Genomic DNA, 14,422 nt, shown 5'->3' with positions numbered 1-14,422 from the left:
TGCTCCACTTTCAGCAAATCAAAAAGACACAAAGATAGGGGGCTGTTACCACCAATACCTGTGCGGTTCTGTAGCAATGATTCAGCTGAAAATGGGGGGACGTTGCGGCAGGGCCAGCACCACGGCAGCAGCCGGGCGTGGGTCGTAGCGGGAAAAACTCTGCTGTTTGCTGCGTATCGCACGCGGCATGTCCAGCGTCATAGCAAAAGAAGAACAGGCACCGGCACAGCAGGGGCAGGATGCATCACAGTCGGCCATCGTGGCGCTACTATGTGTACCGGTGTGCATACTGCTGTTGTCTGAAACGTGCTGAGCGTCGCCGCTCATATCGTTCATCGGCATCATATCGTGACAGGCAGACATGGTATGCATTACTGCCGGCGCCTGAGAGTCTCCTCTGTACCTGCTCATTCTGCGCTGCCATTTGCCAGAGCATCAGAGCCTGACTGTTGGCACTCAGCACTACTCCAAACACCAACGACAGCACCAGCAGCCCCTGAAGAGGGCCGCGCAGCCGGCGGTTAATGGATGAAAGGCTCAGTGTCAGCAAGTTTCTGTCCTGTATTGATCAGAAATACGAAAACCAAGATACAACATTATGCGTTTTTGCCACGCCAAGAACATAGGCATAACTCAATAACGCCATAAAAAATGCACTGCGGCTGGCGCGCTTGATCGCGGCGGTGCCAAAACCGATGTACAGCAGCAGACCAATCACTTTACCGGTCAGCCAGGCATCAGTCAGCGGGTACTGAGCAATGCGGATACACAGCATAATGGCAAACACCAGCAGCAGGGTATCGAGCACATGAGGCAGTATTTTCAGCAGTTTGTTCCGGCGCCATACCGGCGCGAAATAAAACAGCATAAAGCGGCCGGCAAACAGCAGGACGGTTAAATAGGCCAGGCCTGCGTGCGAGTGTTTCAGTACAGAGTAATCCACGGCAATCTCCGTTATCGCAGCCGTTACCTGCCCGGAATCGGCAGAGGCTGGCAGCGGTCTGATAAAAAAGTGGCGGCGAGCATAGCAAGAAGTGTCCGACGATTCACCCGCACAGCCAAAGACAGAACCGATATGGCCCGATGGGCAACACAGAGCAAACAGAAATCGCGCGCGTCTAGCAGGCTGCTAGACACTAATTAAACAGGCCCTAGACCTCCAGCCAGAAGGTTACCGGGCCATCATTCGTGAGGGATACTTTCATATCGGCGCCAAAGCGGCCGCTGGCGGTGGTTACCTGTAACGCGGCCTGCTGCAGAAAATAGCGGTATAACTCATCCGCCAGCTCCGGCGCTGCGGCGCGGGAAAAACCAGGGCGGGTGCCTTTGCCGGTATCAGCCGCCAACGTGAACTGCGACACCACCAACAATTCATAACCACAATCGAGCAGGCTGCGGTTCATACGCCCCTGCTCGTCGGCAAAAATACGGTAGTTCAGTACTTTATTCAGCAGCTTATCGGCACTGGCGCTGCTGTCGTCACGCTGTACACCAAGCAATAACAGAATGCCTTCACCGATGGCACCAGTGGTTTCGCCATCCACCACCACGCTGGCGTTGCTGACGCGCTGAATCAATCCGATCATACAAACCCTGCCCTGCAAACAAAGGCGCAGAGAATAACCGCTCAGCCTGCGCGCGCAAACCTGCACGCGCTGGCGTCAGTGACGGCTGATGGCGTGCAGACGCTGCGCCACGGCGGTGTAATCACGGCTCATATCATTCAGATGACTGGCATCCTGTGCATTCTGCTCCGACAAATTGCGGATACGCTCGGCCAGCTGATGAATTTCCTGCGCAACCCGCGTCTGTTCATCCACGGCGGTGGCAATGGTCGCCGTGCGGCCCTCAATATTACTGAAAGCGCTGACAATATCGGCAAAGCTGTCGCGCGCTTCCTGCGCCCGTTCGATTGACTGACGCGACAGCTCACGGCTGTTTTCAATCACCTGCACACCAGAGCCTGCGGCCTGCTGCAGCTGGGTGATCATCTGTTCGATCTCGCTGGCGGAGGCCTGGGTTTTACCGGCCAGAGTACGTACCTCATCGGCCACCACGGCAAAACCGCGCCCCTGCTCGCCGGCCCGGGCCGCCTCAATAGCAGCGTTCAGCGCCAGCAGGTTGGTCTGTTCAGAAATAGCCTTAATCACCGCCAGTACGGCTCCGACCTGCTGCGAATCGGTGGCCAGACGTTCAATCACCTGCGAAGCATTGCTCAGCGCATCGGCCAGCCGGCCAATGGCTTCGCTGTTTTCGGTGACCACCCGCTGCCCCTGATCAACCACGGTGCGCGCTTCGCTGGCGGTCTGCGCGGCGGTGGCGGTGTTCTGGGCCACCTCTTTGGCGCTGGAAGCCATTTCGCTAACGGCGGTTGCCAGAGTGTTGTTTTCATCCAGCTGGGCATGGGCGCGGCGGGTCAGGGTATCGCTGAGACCGTTCAGACCATCGGCACCTGTGCGGATACCTTCGGCTTCGGTGCTGATGTTACGGAGGATGCCGCCCAGATAATCGGCGTAATCATTTACCGCCTGACGTAAGCGCCCGACTTCGTCATCACGGCTGACGGTAAGACGGGTACTGATCTGACCGTTAACCAGACTGCGGACCTGCGCCGTGGTTTCTTCCAGCCAGCCGATAATCTGCCGGCCAAAGACAATCATCACCAGCACAAACAGCAGAATCAGCGGAACCAGACTGGAATACAGCATCAGCGACAGTGCACTCATGGTCTGCAGAGCAACGCTCTGCGGCAACAGCATGCCCACCTGCCAATGCTGTTCCTCCAGACTGCTCAGAACCAGCAAAGCCTCGTCGTCCGGCACCACGCCGGCAGGTACAGCAACGCCACTGCGGCCGGCACTCAGCAGTGTTTTCAGCGGTGCCAGGCTGCGGTCTTTGGAGGCCAGTTCATCCAGTGTTTTCATGTCCAGAGACTGCGCGCGCAGACCCGGTGCAGCGACCACGGTACCGGTCTGATCAACCACAAAGGGATAAGCCTGAGCAATTTCGCGATGCCCCTGCAGTAATTTACCCAGACCGCTGAGCATCAGATCGACAGTGGCAACACCCCAGAATTCTCCCTGACGACGAATAGCCACGGTACAGGTGACCATTGGCGTGCCGGATACCGGATCGGCATAGGCTTCCGACCAGGCACACTGCCCCGGCGCCAGCGTGCGCCCGATGCTGTACCAGCCCTCGTTGTGATAACCCGACCCCGCCGGATCGTTATAATCGTTCAGCAGTTGCAGACGACCCTGACTGTCACGCGCCCAGAACAGCGAGGCACGCTCCCGCGCCGGGTCCAGACGTTGCGGCTCTGGCCAGATACCGCCACCGGCAATGGCACCATTACCAAATTCGTCCACCAGATCGCGTAAATGAGTAATAAATGTTGTCTCATCCAATGGCAGTGTTGCACCCAGTGCCGCCATACTGCGCGTCAGTGATGCTGTGGCCTGCAGTACGCCATGGATTTCGGCAGCAATGCCCTCGACCCGCAGCTGCGCACTATCCTGCGCTTGCTGATACAAACGTGGCTCGGCAAGATAGTGGGTAAGAAGGTAGATACAGAGAACAGCGCCCAGCAGCAAAGATGCACCGGCCAGCCAGAGTTGTTTACGAATTAACATAGAATACGCCCGGAAGGTGATTATTTTCAGTCTAGTGAGAATTCCTGACTCTTCCGGATAACCGCCCTCAGCACAGCAGGATTACCATGACAAAGAAGACACTGATGTCACTCATTCTTTTATTAACAGCCTGCACCAGTCTGGCGACCGAGGTGTACATCAGCCGCGACGCTAACGGTAACGTCATCTTCAGTGATAAGCCGGGACAGAACTCCGAAAAACATGCGGTTAAAGAGCTGCCGTCCATCCCCGCCTATGTGCCTCCCCCCAGTGCACACCAGCCGGCCAAGGTGAACGAACCCAGCTTTAACTACACCAGTCTGAGTATTATCACCCCAAGCAATGGTCAGGATATTCCGACCGGTTTCGCCGGTAATGTTGAGGTGTCCGGCGTACTCAGTCCCGGCCTGCGCGAGGCCGACACACTTTATCTGCTGGATAACGGCGAAGTGTTACGTCAGGGACGCCAGACATCCTTCCAGCTCACCAACCTCAGCCGTGGCGAGCATGGCCTGCAACTGGTCGTGCGTGATAAAGCCGGCAACACCATTATCAGCAGTAATCTGGTGACCATTTATGTTCAGCGCGCTTCGGTTCTGAACCGTTCAGGCCGCTAAGGCCTGTTAACGCGGCCGGCACTGGCCTTAAAACCAAAGCACCAAATTCGAGCACAAAAATACTGCTAAGCACTGTTTTTGTGCACTTAATTCTCCTGTATGTTCGTTCATGTTCGACTTAGCAACATGAATCGCCTACCCCGGCGCTAATATTGTGCATCCCTCCCATGACCTCTGATATATGGCTCAGTTTTTGCTGAAAGCCAGTTGCACAATGTTTTAGCGGCCTGACAGATGGCCACGACTGCCCTCTGGATAAGTACTGGTGGTGCGGTCTGACCCACGCCTCACGCGGCGTTTTTACAGGCAGCAAACGGAGACAAGCATGCTGGCCAGCCCGATCATCAATCAACGCTTACTGGAACACCTGAATACCGGTGTTCTGCTGCTGGACGCCGATCTGACCGTTCTTTATATGAACCCCGCAGCCGAAGCCCTGCTGGAAATGAGTGGCAAGCGCTGTCTGGGCGTGCCCTTTTTTGAACTGGCCATCGAATCTGAAGAAGCGACCAGCGCGCTGGAGCAGGCGATTATTACCGGCCACTCCTATACCAAACGTGAAGCCACTATTCAGCTGCACAATCAGCAACAAATGACGCTGGATTACAGTGTCAGCCCGGTATCCCATCCGGAAAGCCGCCTGCCTTCGCTGCTGATCGAGCTGCAGGGGCGTGACCGGCTGATGCGCATCAGCCGCGAAGAGCAGCTGATCGCCAAACAGGAAACCACCCGCTCGCTGGTACGCGGACTAGCCCACGAAATTAAGAACCCTCTCGGTGGTATCCGCGGTGCCGCGCAACTGCTGGAGCGTGAATTACCTTCGGCCGAGCTGAAGGAATACACCAACATCATTATCGAAGAAGCCGACCGCCTGCGTGATCTGGTCGACCGTCTGCTCGGCCCGCGCCAGATTCCGAAACAGGAACAGGTTAATATTCACGAAGTGCTGGAACGTGTCTGCCAGCTGATCGATGTTGAATCGGCCGGCCGCATCAATATTGAGCGCGATTATGATCCATCCATTCCGGAGCTTGAGGCCGACAAAGGTCAGCTGATTCAGGCCCTGCTGAATATCTGCCGCAACGCCATGCAGGCAATGCTCGAAGCACAGCCGCCACTGGCACAGCCACAACTGAGTTTACGCACCCGCACGGTGCGCCAGTTTACCATTGGCCATCATCGTCACCGTCTGGTCGCACAGATCGATATCAGCGACAACGGCCCGGGAATTCCCGAAGAATTACGCGAAAATCTTTTCTACCCGATGGTCAGCGGCCGCGCCGACGGCACCGGGCTGGGATTATCGATTTCGCAATCCATTATCAATCAGAAGAACGGCATCATTGAGTTTGTCAGTGATGCCAGTAAAACCGTCTTCTCTATTTATTTACCTCTGGAATAACTATGAGCACTGTCTGGATTATCGACGACGACAAATCAATCCGCTGGGTTCTGGAAAAAGCTCTGGAACAGGCCAATATCACCACCCGCGTCTTTGAACAGGCGGAGCCGGCACTGGCAGCGTTAAAGCGAGAACATCCGGATGCCATTATTTCCGATATCCGGATGCCCGGCATGGATGGTCTGGCGTTATTACGTCATGCTCATGAAGCTCACCCGGATTTACCGGTAATTATTATGACCGCCCATTCCGACCTGGAAAGCGCGGTATCGTCCTATCAGCAGGGTGCGTTTGAATACTTACCCAAGCCATTCGATGTGGATGAAGCAGTCAGCCTGATTCATCGTGCGATTGCACACTTCGCCGAATTAAATGCCAATGCGCCGCAAAGCGAAGAAGAAACCGAAGAGCATGAAATTATTGGCGAAGCGCCGGCCATGCAGGAAGTTTTCCGTGCCATTGGCCGCCTGTCGCAATCCAATATTACCGTATTAATTAACGGTGAATCCGGTACCGGTAAAGAACTGGTTGCCCATGCCCTGCATAAACACAGCCCACGTTCGGCGCAGCCGTTTATTGCCCTGAATATGGCGGCTATTCCCAAAGACCTGATCGAATCAGAATTATTCGGCCACGAAAAAGGCTCCTTTACCGGTGCCGGCGGTCAGCGTCGCGGACGCTTTGAACAGGCTAATGGCGGTACTTTATTTCTCGACGAAATCGGTGATATGCCGGCCGATACCCAGACCCGTTTATTGCGTGTTCTGGCCGACGGTGAATTTTACCGCGTAGGTGGCACCACGCCGGTCAAAGTGAATGTACGGATTATTGCCGCAACTCACCAGAACCTTGAAGGCCTGGTTAAAGAAGGACGTTTCCGCGAGGATTTATTCCACCGCCTAAACGTTATCCGTATTCATCTGCCACGTCTGGCGGATCGTCGTGAAGATATTCCGAAGTTACTGTCACACTTTTTAAAGCGTGCCGCCGAAGAGCTGGAAGTCGAAGCCAAAACCCTGCGCAGTGAAACCGAAGATTATTTAAGCTCGCTTGACTGGCCGGGTAACGTGCGTCAGCTGGAAAATACCTGCCGCTGGATTACCGTTATGGCGTCCGGCCGTGAAGTATTAATCAGCGATCTGCCTCCGGAGCTTTTGGAACAGCAGGGCAGTATTCATACCTCCGGCAACTGGGAACAGGCTTTACGCTACTGGGCAGATCAGCAACTGGCCAACGGTGTTACCAATCTGCTGGATACCGCCGTACCGGTGTTTGAACGCATTATGATTGAAACGGCACTTAAGCATACCGCCGGACGCCGTCGTGATGCCGCCAACCTGCTGGGCTGGGGACGCAATACGCTGACCCGTAAAATCAAAGAACTGAATATGGATGGCCACGGTTCTGATGATGACGATGACAGCGACGAATAACGTCGCTTTGCAGTCAGGCCTCAGGGCCTGACTTCGCGCCAGTAAATCACCCGGTCATGGCCACGGTAAATACCAAAGGTGGCCGTCGCCTGCGGATCGTCCAGCGAACCATTATTATCAAAATCATCCTGCAGCCATACAGGCACATTAAAGCCAACCGTTGCCGTGCCGGTATCCGGTGTACCGGCGTGTAAAACCGGTGCCTGCAGTAACACCGCATCCGTATTACGGCCACTGATTAACGTACGACTATTACCCAGCACACTGGTCAGCGTTGACGGCAAGACACTGGCATCAACGCTGCTGTCGTAACTCCAGCAGCTGTCATCGCTGTTCAGCACAAAGCGTCCGCCAGAAAAATATTCTGCCCGTGCCGGTATCCGCAGAGTTTGCGTTTCCGGGCCGTAGCTGTCTTCCAGCCATAAACGCCCGTAACGCAGCTCAAAACCAGAAGAAATATTAAGCGTTAATGAACCAGTCATATTAACCTCATCGGTATCTTTAAAATCGCTCAAGGTTAAAATCGGCTTCGGTTGAAAAGGGGACACTTTTGCTCTTAGTTCTTTACTGTAGGTAAAGGTATCATTCAGCACATCAAGGGTATAATTCAGAATACCTGCCGAAGCGGTAGTCAGGTTTCCGGCATTAATCACCGCTGACAGCGAAACAGGCAAACCATCATTGGCCAACGCACTACTGTCTGTGGCCGGCAGAGAAAATATGGCCGGGTTCAGCGGTAATTTCATAAACCCAGTCTGGGTATAATTCTGCGTCAGATTATTCAGCGCATTCCGGGCCTGAATTTCCAGCACTGGGGCAAGATCCCAGTGAATATCCTGGCCGCTGTAAGCAAAACCAGAAGCCGTACTGCAATAGGGCTGCAACTGTCCGGCGACCAGTTCAGTGACGTTAAAATGATGTGGATAAAAACGTCCGGTCGGAGTACTGACCGCCGCTGATAATGTTAGGCCATGATAATTACTGACCGGTGTTAAGCGGATATTAAATACACCGACTTCTGATACATTCGCTGCCAGAATGTTTTTATTATCCGTGGCGGCACTGTGATTATATTGCACCGGATTTAATACAGCATTAACGCCTGCCGAAGGGGCAACCAACTCCGTACTCAGAGTCATATTATTCATTGCAAAGCTTGGGGTTGGTGTATTGTTACAAAAATCAGAATCACTAGCCGTCTGCCAGCCGACGGCGGAAATATTCAAATTAAAATTATCTCCGGCTTTGACGAAGGCATCACAGTCACTATAGACAGGAAGACCACATTCACCATTGTTGCCATTATTGTCATCTGCCTGAATACAGAAGCCCGCCGGGTAACTGACAAAACGGTCGTTGCCACTCATGATTAATCCGCTTTCCGTACCCGTTCCGCTGTATTGCACATTCAGCTGCATCAGCCCGGCATCGGCATAGTTAATCGTCAGCGGAGTCTGTCCATTAGCATCAAAACTCAATGTTAAGGTTACTGCTGGTGCAGAAATATCGGCGATATTATTTCCGTTAACACTGACCGGCCAGGACACTACACGGGAAGTATTATCAGGATCAATATATTGTGAGCTGAAAGCGATATCGCGACTGACACTGGCAAATCCTGGCACACAGGCCCTGGTCACATCGTCTTTTTTAACGGCTTTCAGCAATACATCACTGGCGCCAAGCCCTGCAGGAAAATCCGGAATATCCAGCACAAAACCAGAGTCTGCAAAGGTCATACTGCAGGTGGTCGATAATGCCCCACCGTCACGCGAGCAAAGATTAGACGTAAACGCCTGCGATACCGGTACCGATGACAACACCTGAAGATTAACCGTTGCCGCCGTATTCTGGCGTAAAGAAAGTGTGGCAGAACCACCACTGAAGGTTTGTACATCGCCCCCTTCCCAGCCGGAAGGGCCAAGTGTAACGGCCACCGGATCGGTATATAAACTGGAACAGCTGGCATTGGCGCAGGCTTTAATCTCTACTTCCTGTGGAGAACAGGTCAATCCACTGCTGGCGTAGCTCATTTCAAAATGATGAACGATGGGGCCAATCGGATTAATGGTATTGGCACACACCCTTAGCAGATCTATTTCGTGATAATTACTGGAGGCTCCGGTTGATCCTGTAAATGAGAGTAATAAATTCTGTGGAATCGTCGCCTGGCCATTCAGGTTCGCAACATTAACCGGCGCGACCAGGGGTACAAAACCAGCACCACTGTCGCGCTCGACACTGACGATGGACTGCCCGGCGATACGGGAATCAATAACAAAACGATAACGGTGAGCCGGGCCACCAGCTGAGGATGTTGGCCGTTGATCCACTCCCGGAGATAAGCTGCTGGTGCCGGTCAGATAACGATAGCCACTGCTGCCACTGCCCGAACCACGAATGGTTACGCTGTCGGGTCTGGCACCCGGCCCCCCAATCCGGCCTTCGGTCGGATTGGAAAAGTTTCCGTACTCATCCAGACCAATCCCCAGCCAGCCACCGGCAAAACCGGGGTCACCATTATCCCGCTGGGCATACCCCAAAGAACCACCAAAACTACCAGACTGCGGGGTAATGGTGGCATCGGAGAAGACCACCGAAATACCGTCAGCACCGGTACCAAAAAAGGAAGTTGACCAGGCGTAATGGGTGAATTCAATCACCACTATATTATCTGCCGCCGGAAATAAACGCTGTAATGTCGATGCTGTGGATTGGTAGGTAACATCCTGCGTCAGACGCAGACGGTTATTCACTAATGAGGGGGTAAAACCACCGGCCACCGCTGATGTGATCCAGTCGCTACCATTGCCGGTGCGATCAAAATCATCATTAAAACAGGTTAAAGCAGCACTGTCTGAGGTGATACGCAGGTCATCCAGATGGAAGTAATCATTTCCTCCGCTGTTGCCGCCGGTCTGGCGAAAACGGAACTGAAAATTACTGCTCAGTGCCCCGGAAGGGAGAGCAAAAATACTGTTACCGCTCGCACCCGCGGTACCATTTCCGCTAATAGTTTCCAGTGGCGTCCAGCCTCCGGAACCGGTACGGAATTCTGCAACCAGATCCTCACCGATATCAGGATCTTCACTGAAAGAATCAGCTCCCCGCCGCCACCAGTACTCAAGAGTAACGCCACTGTACACACTTAAATCCAGGGTTTTTAGCTGTACATTGACCACACCACTGCTGGTATAGAGTGAGCGCGTCGGACTACTGGCTGTCGCAGAAGAAATTCCGGCATCACCACCAGAAGACGTCGTCACACTCCAGTCGCTACCAAGAAAATTGCGCTCAAAATCGTCGCAGAAAATAATATTACTGCCACCACAATAACCTGCAGTCTCCGTCAGTTTTACGTCATCAATATGCCAATAGTCGTTATCCGGACCATTTCCCCGGTCAAGCTGAAAGCGGACGCGTAAACCGGTATACATAGCCGCTTCGGGTAATTCGTATTCAGCCAGCCCTGATTCTCCGGGAGTACCATTACCGTCAAAGCGCTCAAGCTCTACCCAGGTAGTATTATTTAATAAAATCTGTACTGTCAGATCTTCATTACTGTCAGGGTCTTCACTGAAACTGTCATCGCCACGCCGCCACCAGAAGGATAACGTAGCACCGGCTTTACCCGCCAAATCAAACGCCAGCGTATCGACCGTTACCGTATCCCAACGCAGGAATAAACTGCGGGAAGGTGAATTTGCTGTTGCATTGCTGATGCCGGTGTTCGTGCCGCTGCTGGCAGCCCAATTGCCACCAAGATTGGTACGTTCAAAATCATCACTGAAAATAACATCGCCGGGAGCAGCATAAACCCCGGCACTGCACAGTAAAAAAAACAGCCGTAAAATAATCTGCATTATTTCACTCTCACTTCAGTGGTACGTTGTGCGCTGTCAGTGCCACTACCACAAGTTCCCGTCGAGGTCAGCGTAAAATATACCTCACTGTCAACCGTAACCGGCTGGCATTCAACACGAACACTGCAGTTGCTCAATCCGTACAAAGAATTCGTTGAAGAAAAATCATGAGCATAGAACGGTACTGATGCACAGCTTCTGCCTGCACTCCCATCCGGAGGCAGAAGTAAATTAAGGCTGAGCTGTAACCCGGATTCGGCCGCATAAAACGCACGCTGCGACTGTAACTGCAGGCTGCTGCCCTCACTGCTGCTTTGCTGTAATTGCGCCATAGCAGCGATAACCAATGCCAGCACCGTGATTACAAACACAGCCATTGGTAAGCCAAAACCCGACTGCCTGGCCGTTATTCGGGCATTTAATATTCGCTCAGGGCACATTACGGAGCTGTACCTCCTGTGTCTGTTGCAACTGGTCATCAGAGGATGGGTTTTCCAGAATATAAGAAAAGGTAACCAGACCATTGCGCCGCAGTGTCGGGGGTAAATAACGAAAATTCAGCGAGTTATTTTGCAGGGGATAGGCCAGAACATCCCGCCCGGCGGCCTGTGATGCTGGCAGCGACGACTCCAGCGAGGCGATATTGGCAATAAAACCGTAATTCCGGAAATGATAAAGAAAGCTGCCCTGCTGACAAACCGCTTCCGGCGTAGTAACCAGATAAAAGCGCCTGACAGGCGAATCCGATAAAAATTCGTGAGCTGACGACAGGCTTACCGTTACCGCAGCAGTGCCAGCCGGCAAGGTAGCAATGGCCTGCGTTAATGCACCACTGGCAGACGGACTGTAAAGTTCGTTCTGATTGATAGGATAAATAACTGCGTAGCCACTGTTAACTTCTGATGCCGAAACCGGCACGGCAGAAAAATCGGTAATTGCCATATTCAGGGCAAGACTTGTGTAAACGGAGGCAACCTTTACCGGAATAAACTCAATACAGCGGCCATTGGCTGTTACCCGGATACTCCCGGGCAACGCCGGGCGTAATAACCGGCTGATCTTTTCATTGATGACACTGCCTGTCGCAGCCAACTGCTGACGCGCGCCACTGTCGAGCAGCATGCGACCACTTTCGCTGATAAAACGTACAGAAATAATGGCCAGAACACTGCCGACAACAAGTACAATCAGCAATTCAATCAGAGTAAACGCCTGTAATCTTGATCTGGCCGGAAGCAGCATCAGAAATTACCTTTATAAGCGGTAAAACGGCTTACCTGCCCATTGGGCGCCATAACACTCAGATCAATTCTTTTTGCGCCTTCAGCATTAATGCCCAAAGAATTATCGCAATGAACCTCAATGCTGACGCTATAGCCGTTATACAAACCTGCCAGGCTCTGATCCATTAATGCCGGATCTTCGGTATTAATACCGTTGTAGTCATCCACATCATCGTATTGAGTACGGCTTTCGCCATCATCGGTGATACGGCATACGCCATTATAAGGTGGTACACCGGCAGGCCCGGTTGTTTCGTCAAACTGGCGGGCGAGTATTTCGTCCAGATAAATTTGCGCCAGATTGGTTACACGGCTTTGCAACAGCGCATCAGCACTACGGCCGGATAGCAGCGAAAATACCCGCAAGCTACCCACCAGTGCCACGCTGATAATAATCAGCATGATCACCAGCTCGACCAATGTCAGTCCCTGTTGCCTGTTCATATTATCGCGCCTGAAATATTAGGGCCTGTTAACACTGAAACTACCTTCTAAGTTTAGCTGATCAGGGCTGACAGGTTGCCGGATAAGCAAAACCACTGGCAGCCAGGCACAATGGATGAGTCGTTTCGGAGGAGAAGACAAACTGATAGTTGCTGCCTACAGAGGTATCGCTGGCAAAGGTAAAGTTGCTGGTCTGACCATTGCTGAAGGCCGAGCCATTAAGGCTGAGAGTAGCGTTATGACGGGGAGCCTGACGCTCCTTAAATGACACCGTTCCCTGACTGAGATTAAACCGCCAGTTCGCATTGTCCTGCATCACGCTAAGAACAACTGCAGAATTACTGGTATTGGCCAGTGCACGCTGCTGGGCCAGTAAAATCATAGCCTGTAATTGATCACGCGCACTTAACGCAGAAAAACTATCCGGGCGGGCAAAAAGACTGCTGCCAATCGCACTGAGCACCCCCAGCAGAACCAGTACCATCACCAGTTCTACCAGGGTAAAGCCCGAGACATGCGGCTTCATTGCAGAAGCGGATTAGCAACCACTGGCAGTAACCACGACTACCGGAGAGGCGGTAATCGGGGCGGTATTATCGGTTGCTGCAGTTGCTGCGGTATAGGCAGCGGTGCAGTTTGCACGCAAAGTATATGTCAGGGTACTGCCACCTGTTGCACCACCACCGCTGACCACATAATCCACAGTGCCAGCATCAAAAGCAGCCTGAAGACCCGCCGAAACCTGAGCAGCTACCGTAATACCGGCGGCATCGGCAGTCGGATAACCGTTCACCATAGTAATGGCACTGCCTTCCAGTGTAACGCTGGCGCCCAGCGCTGCCCCATTCGCCAGTTGCTGAGCGTGGGCAATATTTGCTGCCGAGCGCAGTGCACCTGCCAGCGCATTAACACTGGCCGTACGCGCGTCACCGCCAAAATCTGCAAAGCGGGGCAAAGCAAAAGCCGACAGCACGCCGAGAATCACAATTACCATGATCAGTTCGATCAGTGTAAAACCTGCTTGTTTCTTCATATTCCGACTCCTGCTTGCTTATCGGATAAACCAAGTGACCCGGCCATTGGCCGCGTTATATTCAATGTAAGACTGACTTCCGTTTTCTTCCTGCCCGCCGGCGTCTTTGCCTGCAGTTTTCCCACTGTTTGCCGCCGTTACTTTTACGTAGCGACAAACACCGGAGATCCAATACACACGATAGCTGTCTGCCGGCGCGTGCTCATAAGCGGTATACAACGGTGGTACCGGGTCCTGCAGCAGTGCCCGCCAAAGGCGGATACAAGGTGCTGTTGCGGCCACCACATCTGACGATACCGGCGTATTCTGCTGTTCATCAAAACCCGCATCCGCTGAGGTTACTGCTGCATCCACCGGCCAGCCGGAAACCGATACGGCAATATCATTACGTCCAAAACCGCTCAGCTGTTCGACAGCTCCGGGCTGACCATCCAGAAACCAACGTTCATGCACTTTCATGACGGCGGCTTTTAAGCTACTTCCCTGGGCAATAACTTCTGCCTTTCTGGCATCATCCAGCAAACGGTTATAACGCGGTAACAACAGTGCAGGCAGTAGTGCCAACAGAGCGACCGCCGCCGCAAATTCCAGTTTGGTATAAGCATGTAAAGAACAGATGCGGCCATCATTCATAAGCCTACTGAAACCTTAGCTCAGTGATTTTTTTTTGCCGTTTATATTTACGAAACAAAACATAAATCCGCCTGTTTTCAGT

General features: G+C 52.9%; 13 protein-coding genes. 3 read left to right on the top strand and 10 right to left on the bottom strand.

Annotation, left to right across the window (positions count from 1 at the left end; genetic code table 11):
* Positions 1-81 precede the first annotated feature (81 nt).
* The 4 genes from B3P58_RS06515 to B3P58_RS06500 all read right to left on the bottom strand — a co-directional run bounded on the left by B3P58_RS06515 (position 82) and on the right by B3P58_RS06500 (position 3,632).
* On the bottom strand, positions 82-372 hold the full coding sequence (locus tag B3P58_RS06515; protein ID WP_286716556.1) for a hypothetical protein: 291 nt from the start codon (positions 370-372) through the stop codon (positions 82-84).
* 196 nt (positions 373-568) lie between these two features.
* Entirely contained in the window at positions 569-943 is a 375-nt protein-coding gene (locus tag B3P58_RS06510; RefSeq protein ID WP_145469794.1) for a SirB2 family protein, read from the bottom strand.
* A gap of 208 nt (positions 944-1,151) precedes the next feature.
* On the bottom strand, positions 1,152-1,586 hold the full coding sequence (dtd, locus tag B3P58_RS06505) for a D-aminoacyl-tRNA deacylase (protein ID WP_145469795.1): 435 nt from the start codon (positions 1,584-1,586) through the stop codon (positions 1,152-1,154).
* 75 nt (positions 1,587-1,661) lie between these two features.
* Entirely contained in the window at positions 1,662-3,632 is a 1,971-nt protein-coding gene (locus tag B3P58_RS06500; protein WP_145469796.1) for a methyl-accepting chemotaxis protein, read from the bottom strand.
* 86 nt (positions 3,633-3,718) lie between these two features.
* Between B3P58_RS06500 and B3P58_RS06495 the strand changes: the two genes are divergently transcribed.
* The 3 genes from B3P58_RS06495 to ntrC all read left to right on the top strand — a co-directional run bounded on the left by B3P58_RS06495 (position 3,719) and on the right by ntrC (position 7,084).
* Positions 3,719-4,249 carry a DUF4124 domain-containing protein gene (locus tag B3P58_RS06495; protein ID WP_286716553.1) on the top strand — a complete coding sequence of 177 codons (531 nt, stop codon included), beginning with the start codon at positions 3,719-3,721 and terminating at the stop codon, positions 4,247-4,249.
* 325 nt (positions 4,250-4,574) lie between these two features.
* Positions 4,575-5,651, top strand: a complete 1,077-nt coding sequence (gene glnL, locus B3P58_RS06490; RefSeq protein ID WP_186435967.1) for a nitrogen regulation protein NR(II) — start codon at positions 4,575-4,577, stop codon at positions 5,649-5,651.
* 2 nt (positions 5,652-5,653) lie between these two features.
* Positions 5,654-7,084 carry a nitrogen regulation protein NR(I) gene (ntrC, locus tag B3P58_RS06485; RefSeq protein ID WP_145469798.1) on the top strand — a complete coding sequence of 477 codons (1,431 nt, stop codon included), beginning with the start codon at positions 5,654-5,656 and terminating at the stop codon, positions 7,082-7,084.
* A 20-nt stretch (positions 7,085-7,104) separates the two neighbouring features.
* Here the strand turns inward: ntrC and B3P58_RS06480 are convergent, their stop codons facing one another.
* The 6 genes from B3P58_RS06480 to B3P58_RS06455 form a co-directional block, all read right to left on the bottom strand.
* Positions 7,105-10,947, bottom strand: coding sequence for a DUF6701 domain-containing protein (locus B3P58_RS06480; protein WP_286716551.1), 3,843 nt, complete (start codon positions 10,945-10,947; stop codon positions 7,105-7,107).
* 429 nt (positions 10,948-11,376) lie between these two features.
* On the bottom strand, positions 11,377-12,189 hold the full coding sequence (locus B3P58_RS06475) for a type II secretion system protein (RefSeq protein WP_145469801.1): 813 nt from the start codon (positions 12,187-12,189) through the stop codon (positions 11,377-11,379).
* A complete protein-coding gene (locus B3P58_RS06470) occupies positions 12,189-12,674 on the bottom strand; it encodes a type IV pilus modification PilV family protein (protein WP_286716550.1) in 486 nt (161 codons plus the stop codon). Before B3P58_RS06470 ends, B3P58_RS06475 begins: the two co-directional genes overlap by 1 nt.
* A 61-nt stretch (positions 12,675-12,735) precedes the next feature.
* Entirely contained in the window at positions 12,736-13,200 is a 465-nt protein-coding gene (locus B3P58_RS06465; protein ID WP_286716549.1) for a prepilin-type N-terminal cleavage/methylation domain-containing protein, read from the bottom strand.
* Between the two features lie 12 nt (positions 13,201-13,212).
* Complete coding sequence (locus tag B3P58_RS06460; RefSeq protein WP_145469804.1) at positions 13,213-13,707, bottom strand: type II secretion system protein; 495 nt, start codon at positions 13,705-13,707, stop codon at positions 13,213-13,215.
* 18 nt (positions 13,708-13,725) lie between these two features.
* A complete protein-coding gene (locus B3P58_RS06455; RefSeq protein WP_286716548.1) occupies positions 13,726-14,340 on the bottom strand; it encodes a hypothetical protein in 615 nt (204 codons plus the stop codon).
* Between the last annotated feature and the right edge of the window lie 82 nt (positions 14,341-14,422).

This window comes from Thalassolituus sp. UBA2009 (genome assembly GCF_002335285.1).
Classification (GTDB): domain Bacteria; phylum Pseudomonadota; class Gammaproteobacteria; order Pseudomonadales; family Oceanobacteraceae; genus Venatoribacter; species Venatoribacter alkanivorans.
The sequence above is the reverse complement of the archived record's forward strand: the minus strand, read 5'-3'. Positions and strand labels throughout refer to the sequence as shown.